This window comes from Nocardiopsis mangrovi (genome assembly GCF_042653925.1).
Lineage (GTDB): Bacteria > Actinomycetota > Actinomycetes > Streptosporangiales > Streptosporangiaceae > Nocardiopsis_B > Nocardiopsis_B mangrovi.
Map to the genome: position 1 here is coordinate 128,577 of NZ_JBHSFQ010000004.1, position 24,331 is coordinate 152,907.

Annotated in this window: 22 protein-coding genes and 1 riboswitch; of the genes, 6 read left to right on the top strand and 16 right to left on the bottom strand. The window is 75.5% G+C overall.

Annotation, left to right across the window (positions count from 1 at the left end):
• Positions 1-57: 57 nt before the first annotated feature.
• Positions 58-762: an SseB family protein gene (locus tag ACFO4E_RS06330; RefSeq protein WP_378572083.1), complete on the bottom strand. Its 705-nt coding sequence runs from the start codon at positions 760-762 to the stop codon at positions 58-60.
• Positions 763-1,013: 251 nt separating this feature from the next.
• Between ACFO4E_RS06330 and ACFO4E_RS06335 the strand changes: the two genes are divergently transcribed.
• The 4 genes from ACFO4E_RS06335 (at position 1,014) to ACFO4E_RS06350 (ending at position 6,371) form a co-directional block, all read left to right on the top strand.
• Positions 1,014-1,556, top strand: a complete 543-nt coding sequence (locus ACFO4E_RS06335; protein ID WP_378572084.1) for a YceI family protein — start codon at positions 1,014-1,016, stop codon at positions 1,554-1,556.
• A gap of 270 nt (positions 1,557-1,826) precedes the next feature.
• Complete coding sequence (locus ACFO4E_RS06340; RefSeq protein WP_378572268.1) at positions 1,827-2,090, top strand: DUF2470 domain-containing protein; 264 nt, start codon at positions 1,827-1,829, stop codon at positions 2,088-2,090.
• Positions 2,091-2,468: 378 nt separating this feature from the next.
• A complete protein-coding gene (locus ACFO4E_RS06345) occupies positions 2,469-5,123 on the top strand; it encodes a protein kinase domain-containing protein (RefSeq protein WP_378572085.1) in 2,655 nt (884 codons plus the stop codon).
• A gap of 336 nt (positions 5,124-5,459) precedes the next feature.
• The gene (locus tag ACFO4E_RS06350) at positions 5,460-6,371 is read left to right on the top strand and encodes an aldose 1-epimerase family protein (protein ID WP_378572086.1); all 912 of its coding nucleotides are present in this window, start codon (positions 5,460-5,462) and stop codon (positions 6,369-6,371) included.
• 68 nt (positions 6,372-6,439) lie between these two features.
• Here ACFO4E_RS06350 and ACFO4E_RS06355 read toward each other — a convergent pair whose 3' ends face one another.
• The 12 genes from ACFO4E_RS06355 to fmt form a co-directional block, all read right to left on the bottom strand.
• Positions 6,440-7,063, bottom strand: a complete 624-nt coding sequence (locus ACFO4E_RS06355) for a nucleotidyltransferase family protein (protein WP_378572087.1) — start codon at positions 7,061-7,063, stop codon at positions 6,440-6,442.
• Positions 7,064-7,228: 165 nt separating this feature from the next.
• The gene (locus ACFO4E_RS06360) at positions 7,229-8,374 is read right to left on the bottom strand and encodes an XdhC family protein (protein ID WP_378572088.1); all 1,146 of its coding nucleotides are present in this window, start codon (positions 8,372-8,374) and stop codon (positions 7,229-7,231) included.
• A 519-nt stretch (positions 8,375-8,893) separates the two neighbouring features.
• On the bottom strand, positions 8,894-9,016 hold the full coding sequence (locus ACFO4E_RS06365) for a hypothetical protein (protein WP_378572089.1): 123 nt from the start codon (positions 9,014-9,016) through the stop codon (positions 8,894-8,896).
• 113 nt (positions 9,017-9,129) lie between these two features.
• Entirely contained in the window at positions 9,130-9,555 is a 426-nt protein-coding gene (locus ACFO4E_RS06370; protein WP_378572269.1) for a PH domain-containing protein, read from the bottom strand.
• Between the two features lie 97 nt (positions 9,556-9,652).
• A complete protein-coding gene (gene ribH, locus ACFO4E_RS06375) occupies positions 9,653-10,147 on the bottom strand; it encodes a 6,7-dimethyl-8-ribityllumazine synthase (RefSeq protein ID WP_378572090.1) in 495 nt (164 codons plus the stop codon).
• A gap of 30 nt (positions 10,148-10,177) precedes the next feature.
• Positions 10,178-11,470, bottom strand: coding sequence for a bifunctional 3,4-dihydroxy-2-butanone-4-phosphate synthase/GTP cyclohydrolase II (locus ACFO4E_RS06380; RefSeq protein ID WP_378572091.1), 1,293 nt, complete (start codon positions 11,468-11,470; stop codon positions 10,178-10,180).
• 185 nt (positions 11,471-11,655) lie between these two features.
• On the bottom strand, positions 11,656-12,324 hold the full coding sequence (locus ACFO4E_RS06385) for a nicotinamide mononucleotide transporter family protein (RefSeq protein WP_378572092.1): 669 nt from the start codon (positions 12,322-12,324) through the stop codon (positions 11,656-11,658).
• A complete protein-coding gene (locus ACFO4E_RS06390; protein WP_378572093.1) occupies positions 12,324-12,938 on the bottom strand; it encodes a riboflavin synthase in 615 nt (204 codons plus the stop codon). The genes ACFO4E_RS06385 and ACFO4E_RS06390 overlap by 1 nt, the downstream gene beginning before the upstream one ends.
• Before the next feature lie 110 nt (positions 12,939-13,048).
• Positions 13,049-13,179, bottom strand: a riboswitch (FMN riboswitch).
• A gap of 65 nt (positions 13,180-13,244) precedes the next feature.
• Positions 13,245-14,243 (bottom strand): phosphatase PAP2 family protein, encoded by a 999-nt coding sequence (locus tag ACFO4E_RS06395; RefSeq protein ID WP_378572094.1) that lies wholly within the window; start codon positions 14,241-14,243, stop codon positions 13,245-13,247.
• 224 nt (positions 14,244-14,467) lie between these two features.
• The gene (gene rpe / locus ACFO4E_RS06400; RefSeq protein ID WP_378572095.1) at positions 14,468-15,139 is read right to left on the bottom strand and encodes a ribulose-phosphate 3-epimerase; all 672 of its coding nucleotides are present in this window, start codon (positions 15,137-15,139) and stop codon (positions 14,468-14,470) included.
• A gap of 215 nt (positions 15,140-15,354) precedes the next feature.
• Complete coding sequence (locus tag ACFO4E_RS06405) at positions 15,355-16,809, bottom strand: RsmB/NOP family class I SAM-dependent RNA methyltransferase (RefSeq protein WP_378572096.1); 1,455 nt, start codon at positions 16,807-16,809, stop codon at positions 15,355-15,357.
• A 532-nt stretch (positions 16,810-17,341) separates the two neighbouring features.
• Positions 17,342-18,271, bottom strand: coding sequence for a methionyl-tRNA formyltransferase (gene fmt / locus ACFO4E_RS06410; RefSeq protein WP_378572097.1), 930 nt, complete (start codon positions 18,269-18,271; stop codon positions 17,342-17,344).
• Between the two features lie 523 nt (positions 18,272-18,794).
• On the opposite strand from fmt, the gene ACFO4E_RS06415 reads away from it, so the two are divergent.
• On the top strand, positions 18,795-21,338 hold the full coding sequence (locus ACFO4E_RS06415; RefSeq protein ID WP_378572098.1) for a primosomal protein N': 2,544 nt from the start codon (positions 18,795-18,797) through the stop codon (positions 21,336-21,338).
• Between the two features lie 64 nt (positions 21,339-21,402).
• Here the strand turns inward: ACFO4E_RS06415 and ACFO4E_RS06420 are convergent, their stop codons facing one another.
• Positions 21,403-21,567 carry a hypothetical protein gene (locus ACFO4E_RS06420; protein WP_378572099.1) on the bottom strand — a complete coding sequence of 55 codons (165 nt, stop codon included), beginning with the start codon at positions 21,565-21,567 and terminating at the stop codon, positions 21,403-21,405.
• A 342-nt stretch (positions 21,568-21,909) separates the two neighbouring features.
• On the opposite strand from ACFO4E_RS06420, the gene ACFO4E_RS06425 reads away from it, so the two are divergent.
• Positions 21,910-22,701, top strand: a complete 792-nt coding sequence (locus ACFO4E_RS06425; RefSeq protein WP_378572100.1) for a nucleotidyltransferase domain-containing protein — start codon at positions 21,910-21,912, stop codon at positions 22,699-22,701.
• Between the two features lie 164 nt (positions 22,702-22,865).
• Here ACFO4E_RS06425 and ACFO4E_RS06430 read toward each other — a convergent pair whose 3' ends face one another.
• The gene (locus tag ACFO4E_RS06430; RefSeq protein ID WP_378572101.1) at positions 22,866-23,426 is read right to left on the bottom strand and encodes a DinB family protein; all 561 of its coding nucleotides are present in this window, start codon (positions 23,424-23,426) and stop codon (positions 22,866-22,868) included.
• A 58-nt stretch (positions 23,427-23,484) separates the two neighbouring features.
• Positions 23,485-24,267, bottom strand: coding sequence for an SAM-dependent methyltransferase (locus tag ACFO4E_RS06435; protein WP_378572102.1), 783 nt, complete (start codon positions 24,265-24,267; stop codon positions 23,485-23,487).
• Positions 24,268-24,331: the final 64 nt, after the last annotated feature.

A 24,331-nucleotide genomic window follows, 5' to 3' on the forward strand; every position in this document is an offset into this window, starting at 1 on the left:
AGCCTCGCGGACTCGTGGGGGGGCGGGCGCGCCGGGGCAGGGGCGGGGGCGGTGCGGTCAGGTGTCGCGCCGGGCGCGGACGACGGCGCTGAGTTCGACGCCGCCGGGCAGGACGGGCCCCAGCTCCTCGGCCAGGCGCTGGGCGACGCGGCGCAGCGATTCGTCGTCGCGGCGGCCCAGTTCGAGGCGGACCCCGAGGTCGGCGCGTTCGGACGCGTGGATGCGCACGCGCTGGATCCCGAACTCGGTGTGGGTGACGCGGTAGACGCGGGCGAGGACGTCGGGGTCGTCCTTGGGCTCGGGGACGGCGCCGTGCTCGGCGAGCGCGGTGAGGAAGCGGCCCTGGATGGCGTAGGTGACCGGGCCGGCGACGTCGACGACGACGGCGTCGGCGGCCTCGTCGACGGCGGCGCGGCAGGCGTCGACCGCGGTGAAGGGCACCGGGCGGGCGTCCGCACGCCACCGCCGGACGCTGTCGACGCTGGTGAAGGCGAGGACGCCGCGGCGGCCGTCGGCGCTGGTCAGCACGGGGACGGCGACCTCGCTGTGCTTGTCGCGCTTGAGGCCGTCGGCGCCGGTCTCGACCTCGGTGGGGACCGCGACGACGGGGACGAGCAGGCGTGCGGGGCCGAGGGCGGCGAGGACCTGCCGGTCCCCCGCGGTGCCCTGGGCGTAGGCGGAGAGCCGTTCGGCGACGAGCGGGTCGGCGGAGCCGTCGTCGTCGCGGAAGCGCTGGGCGCCGAGGATGGTGGGGCCGGTCACGACGGGCTCAGCGCTCCTGATCTACTGCTCCGGCGGAAAACCGCCCGTTTCGGCATCATCGGGGACCAGCCTAACGGCGGCCGCGCCCGTGTGAGCTGCGGATGGGGCGTGCGGGGACGACGGCTTTCAGGGAGGCGGAATCAAATCTCTTGCGCTGAAGTTGTTTCTCAGCGAGACATCCTTCCATGACCGCCATGTCACGGAACGTTACAGTTGGACCAGCGCCCCATGCGGGGACGATAGGGGGAATCATGCCTGAACAGCAGCTCGCGCCCGGCATCTGGCAGATCGACACCGCCCACTCGGAGGTCGGCTTCTCCGTGCGGCACATGATGGTCAGCCGGGTACGCGGCCGGTTCGAGAAGTTCGACGCGGTGCTCACGGTCGAGGAGGACCCGTTCGCGTCCTCGGTGCGCGCCACCATCGACGCGTCGTCGATCAACACCGACAACCAGCAGCGCGACGACCACGTGCGCTCCGCCGACTTCTTCGACGTCGCCGACCACCCGGAGTGGACCTTCGTCTCGACGGGCGCGCGTGCGGCGGGCGACGACTTCATCCTGAGCGGCGACCTCACCATCAAGGGCAACACCCGCCCGGTCGAGCTGAAGCTGGAGTTCAACGGCGTCACGAAGGACCCCTACGGCCTGACGCGGGCCGGGTTCCACGCCGAGACCGAGATCAGCCGCAAGGAGTTCGGCGTCGACATCGAGATGCCCATGGACGGCGGCGGCGTGGTCGTCGGCGACCGCATCAAGGTCGAGCTCGACGCCGAGTTCACCCTCAAGGAGTAGCCCGCGCCGCTCCAGGGCCCGCCCTCCCCGCCCGCCCTCCCCGCCCCCGCCGACTCGTCCGCGCGGGCGGCGGCGCCGGACGGGCGGGCGGGTCCGGCACGGGCCGCCGGGCCCCGCGCGCCCGCCTGCCGTAGGCTCGTGGAACCGTTCCGCCCGCCCTGGTGGCGGCCCCGGCGCAGCCCCGTGCTCCCGGTCCCGCCCCGCCCGAGAAGGGGTCCCGTGACAGCGTCCGCGTTCCCGCCCGATGTCGTCCGCGCGGTCACCGCGCACATGAACGACGACCACGCCGACGACACCCTGCTGATCTGCCGCGCCTTGGGCGACCGGCCCGACGCGGTGTCGGCGCGGATGACGGGCCTCGACGGCGAGGGCGGCGACTACGTCGCCGTGGTCGGCGGTGCCGAGGTCCCCGTGCGCATCCCCTGGTCGGAGCCGCTCACCGAGCGCGCCCAGATCCGCCGCGAGGTCGTGCGGATGTACCAGGAGTCCTGCCGGCTCATGGGCGTCGCCCCGCGCGGCGCAGCGGAGCACTGAACGAACCCCCACGCGCGGGGAGGGACGGCCGAGCCGCCGCCGGCGCTCCGCGGGCACGCCCGGTGCTTCCCGCCCGGCCGCGGGGGCGCTTCAAGGCGGCGCCCGTCCGGGGAGACGGTCCTCGTCGCGGCGCGCTCCCCGGTCGCACACCGCTCCGCGGTCCACCCGGCGCCGCGCGCCCCCTTCGGCACGCCCGGTGCTCCCCGCTCAGTCTGCGGAGCGCCTCCGAGGCGGCGGCCGCCCACACGGACGCTCATATCCCTTAGGGGAAATACCCGTGCCGTCCGCCCTGCACGGGTCGGCGGGGCTCGCCTAGTCTGGAGGGCACAGCGCCCGCCCCGCGGGAACCGCCGACCGCTGAAAGACACCGCCTCCACGATGGTCACACCCGAGCCCTCGGACCCCGCGTCTCCCACCCGCCGAGTCGAGCCGTCTTCGCCGACGGCACGCCTCGACCCCGGTCGCGCGCGGACGCGCTGGGCCACCCGTATCCTGCGCCCGGGCTCCGATACCGAGGTCACGGCCACGGTGCCCAGGGCCACGGCGGACGCCACCGCGCGGCTGCGCCGGCCCGCCGGGGCGGCGACCGCCCCCTCCTCCGGTTCCGGCTCGCCGGGGCCGTCCTGGTGGCAGCGGGCGTTCGGGCCGCTCATCAGCTGGTTCTCCCGGCTGATCGCGCGGGTCGTGGTGGGCCCGGCGGGCGAGATCGACTACGCGATCCCCACCGAGCTGCGCCGCTCGTACAACGTTCTCGGCTACATCGGGTCGGGCGGCGAAGCCGTGGTCTACCTCGCCGAACCCGCGGCGCAGCCGCGCGGCGGCGGCCAGGGTGGTTCCGGCCCGGGGCGGCGGATCGCGCTGAAGGTGTACCGGCCGGGCCACGACATCAACCGCGAACTGCTCGACCGCCTGCGCGCCCGCGGCGCGGCCGACCCGCACACCCCCGCGATCGACGGCTACGGCACCGCCCGCAGCTCGTGGGGGGAGGACGTCGCGTGGGAGGCGCAGGAGTACTTCGCCCACGGGTCGCTGCGCTCGCTGATGGACGAGGCCCCTCTGGACCCCGCCCGCGCCCGCGGGGTGGTCGAGGCGGTCGCCGCGTGCCTGCACCACTGGCAGGACTCGCTCCAGCACAACCACACCGACGTCAAGCCCGAGAACCTGCTCGTGCGCAGCCTCGACCCGCCGGTGTTCGCGCTCACCGACTTCGGCGGCGCGGTCCGCGCCACCATGAGCCGCGTCTACGGCGGGCTGGCCATCACCGAGGACTACGCCGCCCCCGAGGTGGTCGAGGGGCGGCGCGAGGCGCCCGCCGCCTGGTGGTCGCTGGGCGTGATGGCGCACGAGATGATGACCGGGCGGCGGCCCGAGCGCGGCGAGAACTGGCTGACGGCCCGCAGCACCGAGGTCGACGTCTCCGCCATCGCCGACGACGAATGGCGGCTGCTGGCGCGCGGCCTGCTGACCCCGGCGCCCTCGGCCCGGTGGGGGTACGCGGAGGTGCGGCAGTGGCTGGCCGGGGAGCGGCCGAGCCTGGTCAAGGCGCGCTCCCACGCGCCGATCCGGTTCGCCGATGTCACCCACGAGGACGCGCCGAGCCTGGCGTTCGACCTGCTCGACCGCTCCGACAAGGGCGAGGTGTGGCTGCGCACGCACTGGCCGACCCTGCGCACCTGGCTCGACCGCGAGGTCAACGACTACACCTTCGACCGCGCCTACCTGACCGAACTCGACGCGCGCCCCGAACGGGTGCACCTCGCCATCAGCGCGCTGGGGGCCAGGTTCGTCCCGGGGATGCCGCCGCGCTACCGGGGCCACGAGGTCAGCGCCGACGGCGTGCTGGCGCTGGCCGCGGGCGACCGCAGCCGGCACGGTGTGCTGCGCGAGGCCGTCGAGCTGGGCGCGCTCGGCCTGGCGGCCCGCCACTGGTGCGGCCACCCCTCCTGCCGGGCCGACGGTGCGGGGCGGTGCGCGCTGCTGGAGCGGGTCCAGCACGAGGCTCCGCTGATCATGACCGAGGTGCGCGCCGCCGTCGACCGGATCGGCGGCGGCGGAGTGAGCGACGCACGCGACCTGCCCGCCCACGCATGGGACTCCGCCTGGGCACACGCCGTCGAGCTGGTCCTGGACCCCGACGCGGCCGTGCGGGCCCGGCGGACGCTGCGGGCGCAGTCGTGGCACCCGGCCCAGCGCAGCAGCGCGCCGCACGCCCAATGGTGGCGCGAGCAGCGCAGCGCGGGGCTCCGGGGCCGCAATGAGACCGCGGCCATCGCCGCGCTGGTCACCGCGACCCTGCTGCTGCCGGCGGCCACGCGGTCGGGAGCCGTGCAGCGCGACCGCGACCGCGCCGACAGCCGTGAACGCCTCCGGGGCCGATGGGACGCCGCAACGGGCGCGCTCGGCGCGGGGTGGGCGCGGGTTCGCGGCCACGTCGCCGGTGTCGCCGGCCACCGCGGGCCCGGGACCGGCACCCCGGGGGTTCCGCCGCCCTACGACCCCTACGCACCGCCCACCGGCACCCCCGAGGAAAGGCGCCATCTGCGCCGCCGCCAGAGCGAGCAGAAGCGCGTCGACCGCGGCATGGCGCAGATCCAGCGTGCCATGGGTGCGGGGCGCTGCCGCAGGTTCGCCTATCCGGCCGCGCTGCTGGGCGTGCTCGACGGCCTCGGCCGGTGGCTGCGCGCCGACGGCTTCTTCCCCGATACCACCACCCCGATGGTGTCGGCCTATGAGGGCGCGGTCGATTTCAGCCAGAGCCCGCCGGTGTCGGCGCCGGCGTCCGCGGCCGAGGCGGTCGTGGGCCTGCTGCCCGCCGGCATCGAGCACGCCTGGTGGACGCCCGTCGTGCTGGGGGTGCTGCTGTACCTGCTGGGCCGCACCGCGGCCAGCCGCAAGCGCAAGGCACGCACCCAGCTGGTCGCCTACCGCCTGAGCGTGGCGGGCTCGGTGGCCATGCTCGTGCTCCTCCTCAGCACCGGCTTCCTCACGCTCGCCGCGGGCGTCCTCATCCCGCTGCACAACCTGATGGCGTGACGGCCCCGCCGGGAAACCGGCGGGCAACGGTACACGGGGCCGCCCATGTCGCCCGGTGGTGCGCCGTCGTGGCCGCCTGCCCGCTCCCTTCTGTCTTCTGTCGACCCGCACACCCACGCACCACGGGTTCCTCCCCGGATCCGGCGTGTTCCAGCGTGCGACGGTCATGCGCGGCTCCGGCGGGGTGACCACCGCGAGCGGGACGGCGGGGGGATCGCTCCGTGACGGGATCTCGGGTACACGGGTACGCGGGTCCGCGGGTACGCCCATCGGATCGCCCGGATGCGGGCGGTTATGATCGCTCGGGATCACTCGCGATCGGGAAGACGGTGGGCTGTGGGCGATTCGATCGAGCTGGCCGCCGGAGAGTACCGGGCGGTGATCGGCCGGCGCGGGGCCGGGCTGCTGCGGCTGGAGTGGCGCGGACACGACCTCGTATGGCCGTGCGACGAACCCGCGGCCCCGGTCGCCTTCCAAGGACTGCTGCTGGCCCCGTGGCCGAACCGCGTCGCCGACGGACACTATGTCTTCGCCGGAGCCGAGCACCGCCTCGCCATCACCGAGCCCGCCCGCAACACCGCCCTGCACGGCCTCGTGCACGCCGAGCCGTGGCTGCCGGTGGAGACGGGTCCCGATCTCGCCCGGCTCACGTTCCTCCTCGACGGCGCCCCTGGCTACCCCTTCCGGCTGGAGCTCACCGCCGCCTACCGGATCGACCCCGTCGAGGGGCTGCACGTGCACATGACGGCACGCAACACCGGCGGCACCGCCGCCCCCTACGGGACCGGCGCCCACCCCTACCTGCGGATCGGGGGCACTTTGGACGACGCCGTGCTGCGGCTGCCCGCCCGGTCGCGGCTGCCCGTGGACGGCCGCCTGCTGCCCGTCGGCGCCCCCGAGCCCGTCGAGGGCACCGAGCACGACTTCGGCGCCGCCCGGCGCATCGGGGCCACCGTCTTCGACACCGCGTTCACCGATCTGCGGCGCGATCCCCAGGGCCGCGCGTGGACCGTGCTGTCGGGCGCCGGCCGGTCCGTGGGCCTGTGGGCGGACGGATCCTACGGGTGGCTCCAGGTGTTCAGCGCCGACGGCCTGCCCGGCGGCCTGCACCGCAGCGGGCTGGCGGTCGAGCCCATGACCTGCCCGCCCAACGCGTTCGCGACGGGGACCGACCTCGCGGTGCTGGCACCCGGCGCGACCGCGGATTCGCGGTTCGGGATCAGGGCCCTGCCGGCCCCCCGCGGCTGAGCGGGCCGCTCCGGGTCCCTGCGACCCCGGCGGCCGGGCCGCAGTGGAACCGGAGGGCTCGGGGCGGGTCAGCCGTCGGCGGGGCCTCCGTTCACCCGTTCGCGCAGGCGGGCGAGGTCCTCGGGGGTGTCGATGTCGTCGGGGCTGGCGATGTCGTCGCAGGCCACCGTGGTGACAAGGTGGGAGTAGGCGCGCAGGAACGGCCGGGCGCCGACGTCGCCCTCGGCCAGGGCGTGCACGCTCGGCCAGTGTTCGCGGCCCAGCAGCACGGGGTTGCGCAGATTGCCGGCGTAGGTCGCCACCGCGGCGCGCGCGCCGTCCTCGCGGTGGACGGCCAGCAGGCGGTGGACGGCGGCCGAGGTCACCAGCGGCTGGTCGGCGAGGGCCACCACGACCGCGTCGACGTCATCGGGCAGCGAATCGAGCCCGGCGCGCAGTGACGAGCCCATGCCGGTGTCCCACGACGGGTTGTGGATGGACTCGGCCCCGTCGACCGCGACCTCGGCGGCGCCGGTCACGATGTAGATCGGCCCGCACCCGCCTTCGCGCAGGATGCGTACGCCGCGATCGACCAGCCGCTCCCCCGCCAGCTCGACAAGGGCCTTCGGGCGGCCGAGCCGACTGCCCTCTCCGGCCGCCAGCAGGAGGCCGGCTGGGGGAATTCCGGCCGCGCCGCGCTCGCGTGTCGTCATGACGCGATGATGTCACGGCACCGGTGACCGCGCCGCCGGGCACACTCCCGCATCTGCCATCGCATCGCCGAAAACACCCCGTGGATGGGGCGATCCGGGCACCGTACCGCCCAAGTCCCCCGGCACCGCTGGCCGGATCCGGCCGCCCGGTCGCGTGTGGCCGCCTCAGTCACGGCGCGCTGCGGCGGGGACCCTGGCGTGGGGGGCCGGGTCGATGTGGATGCGCCCCCGGGTGGCGTGCAGGGGCCGGCCGGTCCCGCCCCAGCGGCTCTGGATCAGCTCGGCGGCGATGGAGACCGCGGTCTCCTCAGGGGTACGCGCGCCCAGATCGAGCCCGATGGGAGAGCGCAGCCGGGCCAGGCGCTCCTCGGACACCCCGGCCTCGCGGAGCCGCTCGATGCGGTCGTCGTGCGTGCGGCGGCTGCCCATCGCCCCGATGTAGCCGGCCGGAGTGCGAAGGGCGACCTCCAGCACCGGGACGTCGAACTTGGGGTCGTGGGTGAGGACGCAGATGGCGGTCCGCTCGTCGATCTGCCCCTCGATCTCGCTGAGGAAGACGTGCGGCCACTTCACCACGACCTCATCGGCCTGCGGGAAGCGCTTGGTCGTGGCGAACACCGGCCGGGCGTCGCAGACCGTCACCCGGTAGCCGAGGTAGGCGCCGATGTCGGCGACCGCGGCGGCGAAGTCGATGGCGCCGAAGACGAGCATGCGGGGGGCGGGCGCGAAGGACTGGACGAACACCTCCAGGTCGTCGCCGCGGCGCTGGCCGTCCGCGCCGTAGTGCAGGATGCCGGTGCTGCCCTGGGCGAGCATGCCGCGCGCGTCGTCGTCCACGGCGGCGTCGAGGCGGGCGCCGCCCAGGCCGCCGTCGGCGCGCTCGGGCCAGATCACCCGGCGTGCGCCCAGCCGCCCGGGGCCGCCGACGATGGTGGCGACGGCCACCGGCCGGTGCCCGCTGATCGCGGCGAGCACGTCGTCGAGTTCCGGGTAGCGGGTCGGGTCGACCGGCTCCACCAGCAGGTGCAGGGTTCCACCGCAGGTCAGACCGACGGCGAAGGCGTCGTCGTCGCTCACGCCGTAGCTCTGGCGGACCGGGCGGCCGGTGGCGATGACCTCTTGGGCCAGCTCGTAGACCGCGCCCTCCACACAGCCCCCGGATACGCTGCCGGCGACTTCGCCGGAGGCGTCGACCGCCATCGCCGCGCCGGCGTCGCGAGGGGAGCTCTGATAGGTGTCGACCACTGTGGCCAGGGCGAACGTCTCGCCCGAGGCGTAGAAGTCGGCGACAGCGGAGCGGATGTCACGCATGGTTCCTCCTAGGGCCCGTCCGCCGGTGTACGGCGGCGGCGTCCCTCTCCGGCGCGCCCGGGGCGTACGCGGACGCGGAAACGTCGAGGTGGGGCGATGGTCGGCGCCCGCATCCCCGCGGTCGGTGGTTCACACTCGGGTCTCTCTTCGCGCAGGCCGGCCCGGACGTGGGGCCGCGGCGGCCGCTTCGTCGGGTACACACGATGCGGTGCACGGGTGGGCGGTGCCGGTCGTCGTCCTCATGTGCTCCCCCGATCCCCTTGTTGTCAGGCTATGTGCTTCAGGGGCGGCGTGCCGAACCCTGATCCGCCCGAATTCCGTGCGGCGGACCGGGTCCGGCCACAGGAGAACAGGCACCCCGCAGGCCGGCCGCTGTGCGGCGCCCGGCCTGCGGGGTGTGGTGGGAAGGGGGTTCGGAGCCGGATGGGGGAGGTCGGGGAGGGGGTGGTGGACCGTACCGGTGGTGGAGGCGGGGATCGGAGGAGGCCGGGACCGGCGGTGCCGTCTGCGGACCGGAGGTCAGAAGACCACCAGCGAGACGACCGCGATCGCCACGATGACGACCCAGACGGCGGCCGCGACCGTGCCGAGGCTGGTGTCGCGGTGCCCGGACCTCTCCGAGGCCCTCGTTTCGATGTCCATATCACTATGACGCAGCGAATCGGCCCGGAGTTCAACCCGTTTAAACGGGCTATCACCGACAGTGATCGCGCGGGGGCCGGCGCCCGGCCGCACGCGGCCGGAGGACGGCCGGGTCAGCGCGCGGGCTCGCGCCCCTCTCCCTGGGCGCGCAGCAGCCGTTGGAACTCCGCGAGCTGGGCGGTGGCGAGGCCGCCGTCGTTGCTCTGGATGGCCATCACCGCCAGGGTGGTGCCGTCGGAGAGGTCGATGGACGGCCAGGGTTCGCCGACCGGCATGCGGATGTCGACGATCTCGGCCCACTCCAGGACGTGGGTGCGGATGCTGTTGACCACGGTGACGCGGCCGGGCGCCGCCACGAGGCGGGGCCGGCCGAGCAGGTGCAGCGCGCCCGCGCCGACCAGCCCGAGCGCGGCCAGCCCGACGCGGTCCGACAGCTGCCAGGTGGGCGGCAGGACCGCGGCCAGGATCACCAGGGTGGCCACGACGACCGCGGCCAGGCCGTAGGCGACCAGGCGCATGTTCCGGGGCCGCCAGGTCATCGGCAGCGGAGCGGGCTCGCGATCGGCTCCGTCGTCCACGGTGTCCCCATCCCTCAGGTCGTGCTGCCGCACTGGTGTCCTCTCCGTCGGATCCCGCCTATCCGGCGGGCCGGCGCTCTGCCGCGCGCAGGCCGCGCAGTACCAGCGCGGTGTCCAGCGCCGCGACGGCGGCCTCGTGTCCTTTGTCCTCCCGGCTGCCCGGGAGGCCGGCGCGATCGCGCGCCTGCTCCTGGGTATCACAGGTCAGGACGCCGTTCGCCACGGGGGTGCCGGCGCGCAGCGCCACTTCGGTCAGGCCGTGGGTGACCGACTGGCACACGTAGTCGAAGTGCGGGGTGCCGCCGCGGATGACGGCGCCGAGGGCGATGACGGCGTCGTGGGTCCGGGCGAGCTCCTGGGCGACGACGGGGATCTCGATCGCCCCGGCCACGTGGACGACGGTGGGCCCGTCCGCGCCGGCCTGTTCGACGGCGTCGAGGGCGCGGCGCAGCATCGGCTCGACGACCTCGGCGTTCCACCGGGTGGCGACGATCCCGACGGTAAGGCCGGCCGCGTCGGGCACCTGGTCCTCGGGGCGTCCGGTTCCGCTCATTTCGCAGGGTCCTTCACTGGGTGCGGGGGGTCAGTTGGCGGCGGCGATACCGGGCAGGTCGTGGCCCATCCGGTCGCGCTTGGTCTGGAGGTAGCGCAGGTTGTCGGTGGTGACGACGGTGGGCATGGCGACGCGCTCGCTCACGGCCACCCCGTGCCGGACCAGCCCCTCGGTCTTACCGGGGTTGTTGCTGAGCAGCCGGACCGATCGGACCCCGAGGTCGGCGAGGATCTGCGCGCCGGTGCCGAACTCGCGGGCATCGGCGGGCAGGCCGAGTTCGAGGTTGGCGTCGACGGTGTCGGCTCCGGCGTCCTGGAGGCGGTAGGCGCGCAGCTTGTGCAGCAGGCCGATGCCGCGCCCCTCGTGGCCGCGCAGGTAGACGACCACCCCGCGGCCTTCCGCGGCGATGTGCTCCATGGCGGCGTCGAGCTGGGTACCGCAGTCGCAGCGCTGGGAGCCGAAGGCGTCGCCGGTGAGGCATTCGGAGTGCAGCCGGGCGAGTACGCCGGTGCCGTCGCCGAGGTCGCCGAGGACGAGGGCGACGTGCTCGGCCCCGTCGGCGGCGCGGTAGCCGACGGCCCGCCATTCGCCGTGGCGGTTGGGGATGCGGGTCTCCACCACTCGTTCGGCCAGCGCCCGGGGGGTGTCCGGGGCGGTTTCGCCGGCGTCCTGGAGGTGGCGGACGAGCTGTTCGACGGAGATCAGGCACAGGCCGTGCTCGTCGGCGAATTCGCGCAGCCGCGGCAGGCGGGCCATGGTCCCGTCGTCGTTGACCACCTCGGCCAGCACGCCGGCGGGGCGCAGGCCGGCGAGGCGGGCGAGGTCGATGGCGGCCTCGGTGTGGCCGCGGCGGGCCAGGACTCCGCCGGGGCGGGCGCGCAGCGGCAGGATGTGGCCGGGCCGGACGAAGTCGCCGGGGACGCTGCCGGGGTCGGCCAGCAGGCGGATGGTGTGCGCGCGGTCGGCGGCGGAGATCCCGGTGGTCACGCCGGTGCGGGCATCGGTGGTGACGGTGTAGGCGGTGCGCATGCTCTCCTCGTTGACAGCGGTCATCAACGGGAGTTCCAGCCGGTCCAGGTCCGCTCCGGGCAGGGGGACGCAGACCACGCCGGAGGTGTAGCGGATCGTGAACGCGAGCAGTTCGGGCGTCGCGGCCTCGGCGGCGAAGATGATGTCGCCTTCGTTCTCGCGGTCGGCGTCGTCGACGACGACCACGGCGCGCCCGGCCGCGATGGCGGCGATGGCGTCGGTGATGTCGTCGAGTTCGACGGGCGCCGGGGATCCGGTGCCGGCCGCCGTGCGATCGGTGGCGCTGCTCGTCATGTCGGTGTCTCCTTGCCGGGTGCTGCCGGTACTGCCACTACTGCCGGATCTGCCGGATCTGCCGGATCCGCGGGTGCCGTGGGCGGCGGCGCTGCCGTCGCCGCGGCCGGGCGGTGCCCCGCGTCGCCGCGGCGGGGCGGGCTGAGCCGCGCCCGGGGGCGGCGTCCGGGCCGGTCCGGGCGGGCTCATGCGCTCACCGCGCCTTCACGGGTCGGCGGCCCCGCCTGCGCCCGGTACCGGCGCATCCAGTCGCGGATGCCGATGACGGCGAGGACGAAGAACACGCCGTAGACCAGGCCGGTGACCCACAGGCCCGACATCAGGGCGAGCGGGACGCCGACCAGGTCGACGGCGATCCAGACGAACCAGAAGTCGACGAGCGCCCTGCTCTGCGCGAACGTCGCGATGGCGCTGCCGACGAAGATGAACGCGTCGGGCCAGGGGGCCCAGGAGATCCCGGTCGCCTCGAACAGCAGCGCCACGGCGACGGTGCCGCCGACGAGCAGGCCGATGAGGAGACCGCGCTCGTGGGCGGTCGCCGGGCGGACGCGCAACGGGGTCCCGCCGCGCGTGCGCCGTGCCCAGCGGGTCCAGCCGTAGACGACCAGGCCGATGAACATGGCCTGCTTGAGCGCGTTGCCGAGGAGCTGGGCGTCGATCGACACGGCGAAGAGCAGCACCGCCCCGGTGAGCTGGACCGGCCAGGTCCACAGGGAGCGCGGGATCGCCAGGGCGACGGTGGCGAGTGCGGCGATGTTGCCGATGAGGTCCGCCCACCGGACGTGTTCGCCCAGGACGGTGAATCCGGCGTAGGCCCAGTCGAGCCACCACACGCCCGAGGCCGCGCCGCCCATCAGGCGCCCGCTTCGCGGGCGCCCATGAGGCGCTCCACGTACTTGGCGATGACGTCGACCTCCAGGTTGACGGGCGCCCCGGCGTCCTTGCGGCCGAGCGTGGTGAGGTCGAGCGTGGTGGGGATCAGGCTCACGGTGAAGGAGTCGGGGCCGACGGCGGCGACGGTCAGGCTCACGCCGTCGACGGTGATGGAGCCCTTCTCGACCACGTAGCGGGCGAGTCCGGCGGGCAGGGAGATACGGACGGTCTCCCACTGGGATCCGGGGGTGCGCTCCAGGATGTGGCCGGTGCCGTCGACGTGGCCCTGGACGATGTGCCCGCCGAGCCGCGAGGACACCTTGGCGGCGCGTTCGAGGTTGACCGGGGAGCCGGGGGCAAGCGCGCCGAGGCTGGAGCGGTCGAGGGTCTCCTTCATGACGTCGGCCGTGAAGCCCTCGCCCGTGGCTCCGGTGACGGTCAGGCAGACGCCGTTGACCGCGATGGAGTCGCCGTGGGCGGCGTCGGAGGCGACCAGGGGGCCGCGGAGGGTGATCCTGGCGGCGTCGCCGGCGGTGTCGCCGACCGGCGTGATGGCGGTGACCTCGCCCAGTTCTTCCACGATTCCGGTGAACACGTCCGAACCCTTTCCCTCACCCTGGGCGGGCTCCGGGGACGGACGGCGGGCGGACCGCCGCAAGGACCGGGGACGCACCGGCCGCTAGAGCCGGGTGTGCCGACGATCCCACGCGTACTGCCTCCCATCCGGACTTTCACCGTCGGTACCGGAATTCCACCGGTTCAACCGGCCGATGGATTCGGCCGGGTCGCGGACTGTCACCGCCGGTTCGGAATTACACCGACCCCGGAGCACGCGTTCGTTGCTACTCGATCAACAAGTCTGCCATGCGCGCCATTCCCGGGCCACGGGAGGTGTGGCACATCACGCGTCGGGGCGTTCGGCCGCGGCGGCGGGGCGGCGTCCCGCGAGCCCGGTCCGGACGAACAGCTCGGGAGCCCCCAGCGCGCCCCACAGGGCGACGGCCGCCGCGCCCGCGAACTGCGCCGCCGCGTCGGCCCCGGCGCCCATGGCGGGCAGCCGGTCCACCGCCGTGAACAGCACCAGGACTCCGGCGATCCCGATCGCGAAGCGGGCCGCCCGCGCCGCGAGGGACCCGGCCGCGCTGTACCAGCCGCGGGCGGCGAGGACGGAGAACCCGGTGAGGACACCGAAGAGGGCGCCGGCGGCCGCGAACGCCCGGACCAGGGATGTCGCCGCCACATCCGCGGGCACGGGTCCGGCCCACTGCGCGGGCGGGGTCCAGCCGGGGAAGACCAGGAGCTGCCAGGCTGCGGCGAGGAGGGCGGGGGCCGCGGCGACGGCGAACGCCAGCCCGATCTGCGCGCCCAGGGGCCGCAGGCGCCACCAGCGCACAGCGGCGTCCTCGTAGCGCAGGGCGAGCCACAGCAGGAGCCCGCCGACGGCGAGGCCGGCCACCACGTCGCTGAGGAAGTGCACGCCCAGGTAGAGGCGGGTGACGACGACGACCGCGACCAGGACCGCCGCCGCCCACCAGGCCCGGCGGCGCGCGCACCGGGCCGCCAGGTAGCCCCACCCGGCCACGGAGTTCTGCGTGTGGCCCGAGGGCACCCCGAACGTGGACTCCTCCGACATCGGGCTGACGCGGGTGTCGAACCAGTAGGGGCGGGCCCCGTGGAAGGCCACCTTCAGCACACCGTTGACCAGGGACGACCCCGCCAGGACCACGAGGGCCCGCGATCCGGTCCGGGCGTCCACCGACCAGAACAGCAGGGAGAGCAGGGGGATGAGCAGCATCTGCGACCCCAGGACCGTGAGGACCTCCATGGGGCCTTGCAGCCGGTCCCCCAGCGCCTGGAACCACAGGTTGACGCCGACCTCGCTACCCCACACCGCGTCCATCCGGCCTCCGTTCCTCACTGTCCGCCGCCACGTCCGCCCGGCCCGCTCGGCCGGAGAGGGCCGGGCCGGGCCGGTGGACCAGTCTGGACACGCCCGTGTACCCGCGCAACGGGGCGCGCACACGGGATCGGGAGCGTCGGTCACGTGGGCGGCCCATCGGACGGGAGCCGGGCGCACAAAGTCGACCGTGCTCGGGCCCGGGGGGTTGCCGGCGGGCGCCGGCGTCAGCCGGCGGCGGCCGCCTTCCGGGCCTGTGCGCGCAGGGCGTCGACGGCGGCGGCGGGGTCCCCCGCGCCGTAGACGGCGGATCCGGCGACGAACACGTCGGCGCCGGCCTCGGCCGCCCGTTCGATGGTCTCGCCGGAGACGCCGCCGTCGACCTGGAGCCAGATGTCGCCGCCGGTGCGGCCGATCAGCTCGCGCGCGCGGCGGATCTTCGGCAGCACCAGGTCGAGGAACTTCTGCCCGCCGAATCCGGGTTCGACGGTCATCAGCAGGAACATGTCGACCTCCGGGGCGAGGTCGGCGTAGGCGTCGAGCGGGGTCGCGGGGTTGAGCGCGAGCCCGGCGCGAGCGCCCCGGCCGCGGATCTCGCGGAGGGTGCGGACGGGGGCGCGGGCGGCCTCGGCATGGATGGTGACGCTTCCGGCGCCGGCTTCGGCGTAGGCGGGGGCCCACCGATCGGGGTCCTCGATCATCAGATGGCAGTCCAGCGGGAGTGCGGCCGCTTTGAGCAGCGATTCGACGATCGGCAGGCCGAGGGTCAGGTTCGGCACGAAGTGGTTGTCCATGACGTCGACGTGCAGCCAGTCGGCGGAATGGGCGACGGCCGCCGCCTCGTCGGCGAGACGGGCGAAGTCGGCGGAGAGGATGCTGGGTGAGATCTGGATTGCCACGGCCCCGAGTCTAGGGCCGCTGCGGCATCGCCCCTGCTCGCGGTGGGCGGAGGCGGCATGCCGTCCGCGCGGGCGGGCGGCGCGGCGACGGCGGGGGCGGCGCCGGTCCCCTTCCGGCCGGACACGACATCCGGGGGCCGAAGGGAACCGGTCGCCCGCGTACCGGAACGCCGAACGGCGGTCCGGCTCCGCCCACTGCCAGGACCGGGGCCGTCTCAGAGCTTGCGCAGCAGGGCCAGGAACATCGCGTCGGTGCCGTGGCGGTGCGGCCAGAACTGGACGTGGTCGCCCGCTGCGACGTCGGGGACCTCGGGCAGGTGGTCGGCGGCGCGCACCACGGCGGCGTCGGAGCGGTCCGCGAGCACCGACGCGACCATCTCGCCGGTCTCCGGCAGGTGCGGCGAGCAGGTCACGTAGGCGACGACGCCCCCGGGACGGGTGGCGTCCAGCGCACGCTCCAGCAGGTCGCGCTGCACGGGCGCGAGCTCGGCGGCGGTCCCGTCTGTCCGCCGCCACCGCGACTCGGGGCGGCGGCGCAGCGCGCCCAGGCCGGTGCACGGCGCGTCGACGAGCACGCGGTCGAAGGAGCCGTCGCGCCAGGCGGGCCGGGTGGAGTCGGCGACCACGGCGCGCCCGGCGTCGCGGACCGACCGCTCGACGGCCCCCGCCACCAGCCCGGCCCGTGCGGGCTGGACTTCGGCGGCGAGCAGCCGCGCGTCGCGCTGCCCGGCGATCCCGGCGAGGAGGGCGGCCTTGCCGCCCGGCCCGGCGCACATGTCCAGCCACCGGGTGTCGGTGCCCTCGACGGGGACACGGGTGAGCGCCAGCGCGACGAGCTGGCTGGCCTCGTCCTGGACGGCGGCGCGGCGCTGGCGCACCTCGCGTACCGCCGCCGGGTCGCCTTCGGTGAGGTAGGCGGCGTAGGGCGAGTAGCGTCCTTCGACGGCGCCGCCCGCGACCAGGTCGGCCACCGAGGCGCGGCCGGGCTTGGCGACCAGGGTGACCCTCGGGCGTTCGTTGTGGGCGGCCAGCAGGCGTTCGAGGTCGGCGGAGCCGGGGGCCTCCCCGAGGGCGGCGGCGAGCGCCTCGACGATCCAGCGCGGGTGGCTGTGCAGTACCGCGAGGTGGCCGACGGGGTCGGTGGCGCGGTCGGGCGCGACGACCGCCGTCCACTCGTCCAGGTCGCGGACGCTGACCTTGCGCAGCACGGCGTTGGCGAAGCGCGACCGGTGGTGGCCGATGACGCGGCGGGCGAGGTCGATGGTGGCGCTCACGGCGGCGTGCGGCGGGATCTTGGTGTTGAGCAGCTGGTGCGCGCCGAGCCGCAGGACGGGCAGCACTTCGGAGTCGACGGACGCCAGCGACCGGTCGACGCAGGCGTCGAGGATGGCGTCGTAGGTGCCCTGGCGGCGCAGGGCGCCGTAGGTCAGCTCGGTGGCCAGTGCCGCGTCGCGGCCGGTGACGCCGCGTTCGCGCAGCATGGCCGGCAGCAGCAGGTTGGCGTAGGCGTCGCGTTCCTGCACGGCCCGCAGGACGTCGTAGGCGACCCGGCGCGCGGGGTCCTTGGGGGTGGTGGGGGCGGCGGCCGCCGCGGGGCCTTTGGCGCCGCTCCCCTTGCGGCCCTTGCCGCGACGGGCGGGACGGTACGGGGAGTGGGAACGGTCGGTCACGTGAAGATCCGCCTCAGGCACAGGAAACCGGGACGGCCCGCCGCCGGGCACCATGGCAACGGCCTGGAGCGGGCCCGGTCCAGAGGATACGCGAGCCCCTGGGCCCGGTGACGCGGCATCCGCGCCTCGACCGGCGGCGCCGGGTGCCGGTTCGCATCGGCGCGCTCGGTGAAGGGCCGGGCGGCGGGAGCGGGCATCGACACCGCCGTTGGCGCACCGCGAACCCACGGGGCACGGACGGGGTTCGGTCCGGCCGCCGGCCCTCCGAGCGGGAGGCGGGCGGGCCCGCCGCCCGGCCCCGGCGGGTGCCGCGGACGCCGCCGGTGGCAGGAGGCGAACTCGACTCCGCGAAGCCCGGCCCGGCGCCTTCTCCGACCGCCGATGCCGGCCGATCGCCGTGCCCGAGCGCGGCGATGCGGGCGGCCGGCCCCGCCCGTATCGAGCAGAGGCCGCTCGCGCGGCGGGGCGCGCGGCCCCGTGCCGAAATGTGCGCCGGGACGCCTTCGGCCCCGCTCCCGGCGACTGGGGTCCGTCAGCCGCCCAGGCGGTCGTCGCCGGTGGGGCGGACACCGCGGGCCCAGTCAAGGGCCGGCATGCGGCGCTTGCCCTGCGGCTGGACCTCGCCGAGTTCGACGGGGTGGGTGGCGGTGCCGGCCAGGACCCGGCCCTTGCCGACGTCGAGCCGTCCCGGCGGCAGTTGCGGCGCGTCGGGAACGGGGGTGACGGGGCCGAGCTTGATGCGGGTGCCGCGGAAGGTCGACCACGCGCCGGGGGCGGGGGTGCAGGCGCGGATCGCCCGGTCCACCCGCATGGCGGGGGCGGTGAAGTCGGTCTCGGCGTCGGCCGGGGTGAGCTTGGGGGCCAGCGACACGCCTTCGGCGGTCTGGGGCCGGGCGGCGAGCGTGCCGGACTCGATGCCGTTGAGGGTGCGCAGGAGCAGCTCGGACCCCGAGTGCGCCAGCCGTTCGAGGAGGTCGCCGCTGGTGTCGCGGGGGCCGATCGTCTCGGTGACCATCCCGTAGACCGGGCCGGAGTCGAGGCCGCGCTCGATCTCGAAGGTCGCCGCGCCGGTGACGTCGTCGCCGTGGAGGATGGCGTGCTGAACGGGCGCCGCCCCGCGCCAGGCCGGCAGCAGCGAGAAGTGCAGGTTCACCCACCCGCGCGGGGGGATGTCCAGTGCCTCCTGGCGGAGCAGCGCGCCGTAGGCCACGACGGGGCAGCAATCGGGGGCGATGGCGCGCAGCCGGTCCAGGAACTCCGGGTCGTCGGCCTTCGCGGGCTTCAGGGTCTCGACCCCGGCCTCGGCGGCCACTTCGGCGACCGGGCTGACCGAGACCTTCCGTCCCCGCCCGGAGGCGGCGTCGGGCCGCGTGACGACGGCGGCGACCTCATGCGCGGAGCCCAGCAGCGCCCGCAACGAGGGCACCGCGGCTTCCGGGGTTCCAGCGAAGACCAGCTTCATCGGCGACCGTTCTCACTCAACATCGGGGGTGTTCCCGCTCATGTCTACCAGCAGCCCGCCGCCGCACCGCCGTCCCGCGCCCAGTGGACCCGACCGGCCGGCCGATGGACGGACGGGACGGGGCGAAGGCGGGTCGGCGGGACGGACCGGGGGACAGTGCGAGGGGTGGGCCACGGGGCGTGTCCCCGCATCCGGTGGGCGGCGGACGTGCCGGGTGCGCGAGCGCGGCGCGCGGGCGCGTGGTCGTCGAGCCCTCGGATGCGCCCGGCCGGACCCGGTGGGACGGTCGGTGCGCTCTGGTAAACCTGGTGGCGTCGACTCGTGCGTCGGCAGGGCGGCGCGGCGCACCGGCCATCGTGCCTCGTTCCGGCCGCGGGTGCCGGCCGCGGACGCCGAAGGCTCCGGTCGGCCCTGACAGGCCCGGGGCACCGGCCGCGCCACCGCGCCCGCGCGCGGCACGGTCCGCCCGAGCGTGGACGGCCGCTCCCGGCCGCCCGTGAACGGTTCCTACCCGGAGGTGTTGTTGAGCGAGCGGTCCGACCCCGGCCACGGGATGCTGTTCGACCTGCCGCGTGCCGCCGTGGCCGCGTGGAAGCCGCCCGAGAAGCGGCGGCCCGCCGCGGAGCTGCCGGTCGCGCGGGTCGTGGTCGACACTCCGCTCCCCCACCTCGACCGGCCGTTCGACTACCACGTGCCGGAGAGCATGCACGAGTCCGCCGTGCCGGGCTGCCGGGTGCGCGTGCCCTTCAGCGGCCAGGTGCTTTCCGGCTACCTGCTGGAGCGGGCGGACACCACCGACTTCCAAGGGCAGTTGGCCTACTTGCGCGACGTCGTGTCGCCCGAGCCCGTGCTGACCCCTGAGATCCGCGAGCTGGCCCGCGCCGTCGCCGACCGCTACGCCGGGACGCTCAACGACGTACTGCGGCTGGCCATCCCGCCGCGGCATGCCCGGGTCGAGCAGGAGGCCGCGAAGGCGGCCGAGGCGGCGCGGGCCGCGGCGGCCGCGACCGACGCCGCTGTGGAGGCCGTGGCCGAGGCGGTCGAGGACCCCACCGGAAATGACGCATCCGGCGCGGAGACGTCCGGCCACGAGGACGGAGACGGGCCGTCCCCACCCTCTGCCGCACACTCGGAGACCAGCGGCATCGCCTCCGGTGCCCCGGCCGCCGATCCCGGTGTCGGTGGGTCCGCTGCCGAGGACGTGTCGCCGGAAGGGGCGGGCGCCGCTGCGACGCGCCTTCTCGCCGATCCCCCAGAGCCCGGACGCACGGAGACCGCGCCTCCCGGCCCCGCTTCCGGCACGGGGGCTCCGCCCCCCCAGGTCGGCGATGGCGAAACGCCTTCCACCGCTACCGGCAACGCGGGTACTCCACCCGCTGAAACCGTGGACCCTGCGATCGGCGTCGAAAGCGAACCCCTCGGGCCCGCCTCTCCGGAGGCCGACGCCGTTCCCGCCCCGTCGGTCGACACGATCTCGCCCGATGTCCCATCCGCCGAGGCGTCCGGCGCCGCCCCGTGGGCCGACTACCCCGCCGGACCGTCGTTCCTTGACGCGCTGCGCAGCGGCCAGGCCCCGCGGGCCGTGTGGCGGGCGCTGCCCGGGCCGGCGTGGGCCGACGCGATCGCGGCGGCCGTCGCCGTCACGCTGGACGCGGGACGGGGCGCCGTTGTGGTGGTGCCCGACGGGCGCGATGTCGCTACGGTCGACGCCGCGCTGACCGCGCGCCTGGGCGCCGACCGGCACGTGGCGCTGACCGCGGAGCTGGGCCCGACGAAGCGCTACCGCCGGTGGCTGGCGCTGCTGCGCGGCGAGATCGGGGCCGTGGTGGGCACCCGGGCCGCGACCTTCGCCCCCGTGCACGACCTGGGGCTGGTGGTGCTCTGGGACGACGGCGCCGATGTCCACAGCGAGCCGCGCGCCCCCTACCCGCACGCCCGGACGGTGCTGTCCATGCGCGCCCACCGAGCGGGCGCCGCCGCGCTGATCGGCGGCTTCACCACCACCGCCGAGGGCGCCCAGCTCGTGGAGTCCGGCTGGGCACACCCCATCGCCGCCGACCGGGAGACCCTGCGCCGGCGCGCCCCACGGGTGCGCTCCACCGACGACGACAGCGAGCTGTCCCGCGACGAGGCCGCCCGCACGGCGCGCATCCCCAGCCTGGCGCTGCGCGTGGCGCGCGCGGCCGCCGCCAAAGGCCCGGTGCTCATCCAGGTGCCCCGGCGCGGCTACATCGCGTCGCTGGCCTGCTCGTCCTGCCGTGAGCCCGCGCGGTGCGAGTCCTGCCAGGGGCCGCTGGCCCTCCGCAGCGCGCACGCCATGCCGTACTGCCGCTGGTGCGGGCGGATCTCGGGCGGGTGGGCGTGCGGGTCCTGCGGCGGGACCCGGCTGCGCGCGGGCGTGGTCGGCGCCCGCCGCACCGCCGAGGAGCTGGGGCGCGCGTTCCCGTCGCTGAAGGTCCGCACTTCGGGCCGCGACGACGTCCTCACCCGTGTGGACGGCCGTCCGGCTCTGGTCGTGGCCACGCCCGGGGCGGAGCCGGTCGCCGATGGCGGCTACACGGCGGCGGTGCTGCTCGACGGCTGGGCGCTGCTGGGCCGCGCCGATCTGCGGGCGGGTGAGGAGGCGCTGCGCCGCTGGCTGAACGCCGCCGCTCTGGTGCGCGCCGCGGACGACGGCGGGGAGGTGGTGGTGGTCGCCGACGCGAACGTGCCGGCCACGCAGGCGCTGATCCGCTGGGATCCGGGCGTCTTCGCCGAGCGGGAGCTGGCCGACCGGCGCGAGCTGGGCTTCCCGCCCGCCGTCGCCATGGCGTCGGTCACCGGGGGCGCCCCGCACGTGCGTGAGCTGCTGGACGCGCTCCGCCTCCCCGATTCGGCGGAGCTGCTGGGACCGGTACCGGTGCCCCAGGGGGGTGAGGACGACCGCACCGAGCGCGCGCTGCTCCGGGTGCCGCGTTCGCACATCCGCGGCCTGACGGCCGCCCTGAAGGCCGCGGCGTCGGCGCGCAGCGCCCGCAAGGACGAACACCTGACCCAGGTCCGCATGGACCCGCTGGAGGTCGTCTGACCGCCGGCTGCCGGGCCCCGGATCCCGGCGGGGTTCGGACGCCCCGGCGGCCGCCGGCGGACGCTCACAGCTCGTCGACACGGCCGTCGAACGCCGGCCGTTCCGCGGCCGGGACGGTGGTGGCGGCCTGGTCCCGGTGCCGCGTGTCGCGCATGCGGATCGCCGGGCCCTCCGTGCCTCCGACGCGGCCTCCGGAGGCCATGGCGTAGGTGCTCCGGAGGCACCTCATGCGATCGCCGCGATCCTCTTCCGCGATTCCGCCGGGCCCGCCGCCCACGCCCGCAGCCGGTCGCACACGGCTGTGAACCGCGCGCCTTGGTCCGGATGGTCCGGATGGTCCGCGATCGAGCCCTGCCGTGCTCTCAGCGAAGGGCACAGGCCGGTGGTCGGTGAACGGGTTCGGCCGGAAACGGCATCCAGGCGAACGGCCGCCCCTGGACCGGACGATGTCGGGAACGCCCGGAAAACCCGTCGCGGCCGGCGGGCGGTGCGCGGTACGTTCGACGACTTCCCTGCCGCGGGAGGTGCCCGGCGCGAGGCCGTCGCGTCCGGATGGGAAAGGACTCCGCGGATGAGGCATTCGAGCCCGGAGCACGCCGCGATCGCCGAGCGGGGGACGATCCTGCGCTGCCAAGTGGGTTCGGGGGTCCACGGGATCACCGTCGCCGGGCAGGACGACCGCGACGAGATGGGGATCTGCGTGGAGCCCCCGGAGTACGTGGTCGGCCTGCGCTCCTTCGAGCAGTACATCTTCCGCACCCAGCCCGAGGGGGTCCGCTCGGGGGCGGGCGACCTCGACCTGACCGTGTACTCGCTGCGCAAGTGGCTGCGCCTGGCCTTGGACGGCAATCCCACGGTGCTGCTCCCCCTCTTCGTGCCCGAGGAGGAGATCGTCGCCGCGACGCCGCTGGGCCGCGAGCTGCGCGCGTCCGCGGAGCGCATCCTGTCGCGCCGGGCCGGGCACCGGTTCCTCGGCTACCTGCGCGCCCAGCGGGACAGCATGCTGGGGCGGCGCGGCGGCCGGCACACCAACCGCCCCGAACTGGTGGAGGTGCACGGGTTCGACGTCAAGTTCGCCTACCACATGGTGCGGCTCGGCGTGCAGGGCGTGGAGATGCTGGAGACCGGCCGGGTCACCCTGCCGATGCCCGACCCGTGGGCGACGTGGCTGCGGGAGCTGCGCCGCGGCGAGCACACCATGGAGGAGGCGCTGGAGGCCGCCGCGGAGATGGAGGGGAGGCTGACCGGCCTGGTGCGGACCTCGCCGCTGCGGGAGCGGCCCGACGAGGAGTGGGCCGACCGGTGGCTGGTCGACGCCTATGCGCGGGCGTGGCGGCGGGAGGCCGGAGCCGTCCCCGCCTAGACCCGGGTTCGCGGGGCCGCCCGCCGGCCCGTATGCGGGCGCCGCGACCGGGCCGTTCGGGCACCGCGCCCGGCCCGATTCCGCGTGCGGCCGGCTCCGGTCCCGTGAACGGGCTCGGAGCCGGCCGCACGCGGCAAGGGCGGGTCCGGGATCACACCCCCGGCTCACACCGGGTCGGGGACGCGGGCCGCGTCGGGTGCGAGGCGGGCGCGGTAGAGGTCGCGCATACAGGCGACCTCGGCGCCGTGGTGGATGATCTCGCGGTTGACGTGCAGCGCCAGCATGGCGAACGGGAAGTCGGCCCACTGCGGGGGCTCGGCCTCGCCCACGGGCGCGGCGAGGCCGTCGATGTCGACGCCGCGCACCCCGGCCCGCCAGAGTTCGTAGCCGTCGTGCAGCCGGGTCAGCGCCTCCTCGGCGCTGCCGGGCCAGGGGGCATCGGCCAGGTCGAGCGTGCGGTCGCCGAAGTGGCGGTTGACGCGCAGTTCGAGGACGGCCACGACGATGTGGCCGAGCCGCCAGGCGATGGTGGTGAAGGGCGGCGGGACGGGTTCGGGCCACTCCCAGTCGGCGGCGAAGGAGCCGTCGGGGCGCGGCCGGACCGACCAGCAGCCGTCGACCGGCTCCCAGAAGAACTCGTCGTCGCCAAGGCCCCGGAGGCGGGGCCACAGCGTGGTGTCCCAGTGGAACTCCAGCTGGGCAAGTATCTCCCCGGTCCAGTTCATGCCGTCTCCTCCCCCCGGCGCCGGAAGGTGCCCGGCGCGTCCCGCGTGGGCGGCGGGCTCAGTCCCTGCGCCCGACGCCGGCCAGCACCCCGGTTCCCTCGGCCGTGACCTCCTCGTCAGGGTAGGGCCACCAGGCGAGGTCGGCGAGACCGGGCTCGATCACCGTGAACGGCTCGAACACCGCGGCCGCGAGTTCGCGGGAGTGCGCGTCGGGTGCGGGGGCGGTGCCGGAGCGGTCCGGGGAGACGCGCTGGGCGATGGCGACGTGGCTGCCGGGGCACAGGACAGCGTGCAGGGCGCGGACGAGGTCGTGCGGGAGGTGCGGGTCGCCGCCGTGCCCGAGGGCGAGGGGGGCGGTGTCGGTGAGCAGGACGGCGACGGGGGCGCCGAAGTCGATGAGCCCGCGCGCTCTGAGCCGGGTGACGATCAGCTCGGGGCGCATGCTCTCGACGGCCACGGTGGGGACGGCGGCGCTTCCGGCGGGCGGCGTGGTGCCGTGCAGGGAGACGGCGGTGTCGGTGTCGACGTAGACGACGCGGGCGTCGGGGTCGTGGGCGCGCGCGGTCTGGGCGATGCCCTCACCGGCGGGCAGCCGGGATCCGAGGTCGATGAACTGGCGGATGCCGGCATCGGCGGCGAGGTAGCCGACGACGCGGCGGAGGAAGCCCCGGCGGGACTGGGCGAGCCGGGCCGGCGGAGCGGTATCGGCGCCGCCGGACGGGTCGGGGCGGGAGGGCCGGGAACGGGCGCGGTGGTCGCTGATGCGGATGACGCGCGGCGTGGGGATATCGGCGAGGGGCTGGTCCTCGCCGATGTGCAGTGCCCGCCGCTTGTCGGTCACGATGCGCCCCCCGGGCCGTCGCCGGTGCCGGGCGGCGCCGGTCGGCCGCGCGGGGGCCGTGCCC

Bases quoted from the DNA above. Each gene is read 5' to 3' on its own strand.
- fmt (WP_378572097.1), bottom strand. From the start codon at position 18,271: ATGAAGCTGGTCTTCGCTGGAACCCCGGAAGCCGCGGTGCCCTCGTTG.
- ACFO4E_RS06365 (WP_378572089.1), bottom strand. From the start codon at position 9,016: ATGGACATCGAAACGAGGGCCTCGGAGAGGTCCGGGCACCGCGACACC.
- ACFO4E_RS06345 (WP_378572085.1), top strand. From the start codon at position 2,469: ATGGTCACACCCGAGCCCTCGGACCCCGCGTCTCCCACCCGCCGAGTC.
- ACFO4E_RS06360 (WP_378572088.1), bottom strand. From the start codon at position 8,374: ATGCGTGACATCCGCTCCGCTGTCGCCGACTTCTACGCCTCGGGCGAG.
- ACFO4E_RS06420 (WP_378572099.1), bottom strand. From the start codon at position 21,567: ATGAGGTGCCTCCGGAGCACCTACGCCATGGCCTCCGGAGGCCGCGTC.
- ACFO4E_RS06370 (WP_378572269.1), bottom strand. From the start codon at position 9,555: ATGACCTGGCGGCCCCGGAACATGCGCCTGGTCGCCTACGGCCTGGCC.
- ACFO4E_RS06385 (WP_378572092.1), bottom strand. From the start codon at position 12,324: ATGGGCGGCGCGGCCTCGGGCGTGTGGTGGCTCGACTGGGCCTACGCC.
- ACFO4E_RS06425 (WP_378572100.1), top strand. From the start codon at position 21,910: ATGAGGCATTCGAGCCCGGAGCACGCCGCGATCGCCGAGCGGGGGACG.
- ACFO4E_RS06340 (WP_378572268.1), top strand. From the start codon at position 1,827: ATGAACGACGACCACGCCGACGACACCCTGCTGATCTGCCGCGCCTTG.
- ACFO4E_RS06430 (WP_378572101.1), bottom strand. From the start codon at position 23,426: ATGAACTGGACCGGGGAGATACTTGCCCAGCTGGAGTTCCACTGGGAC.
- ACFO4E_RS06380 (WP_378572091.1), bottom strand. From the start codon at position 11,470: ATGACGAGCAGCGCCACCGATCGCACGGCGGCCGGCACCGGATCCCCG.
- ACFO4E_RS06355 (WP_378572087.1), bottom strand. From the start codon at position 7,063: ATGACGACACGCGAGCGCGGCGCGGCCGGAATTCCCCCAGCCGGCCTC.
- ACFO4E_RS06335 (WP_378572084.1), top strand. From the start codon at position 1,014: ATGCCTGAACAGCAGCTCGCGCCCGGCATCTGGCAGATCGACACCGCC.
- ACFO4E_RS06395 (WP_378572094.1), bottom strand. From the start codon at position 14,243: ATGGACGCGGTGTGGGGTAGCGAGGTCGGCGTCAACCTGTGGTTCCAG.
- ribH (WP_378572090.1), bottom strand. From the start codon at position 10,147: ATGAGCGGAACCGGACGCCCCGAGGACCAGGTGCCCGACGCGGCCGGC.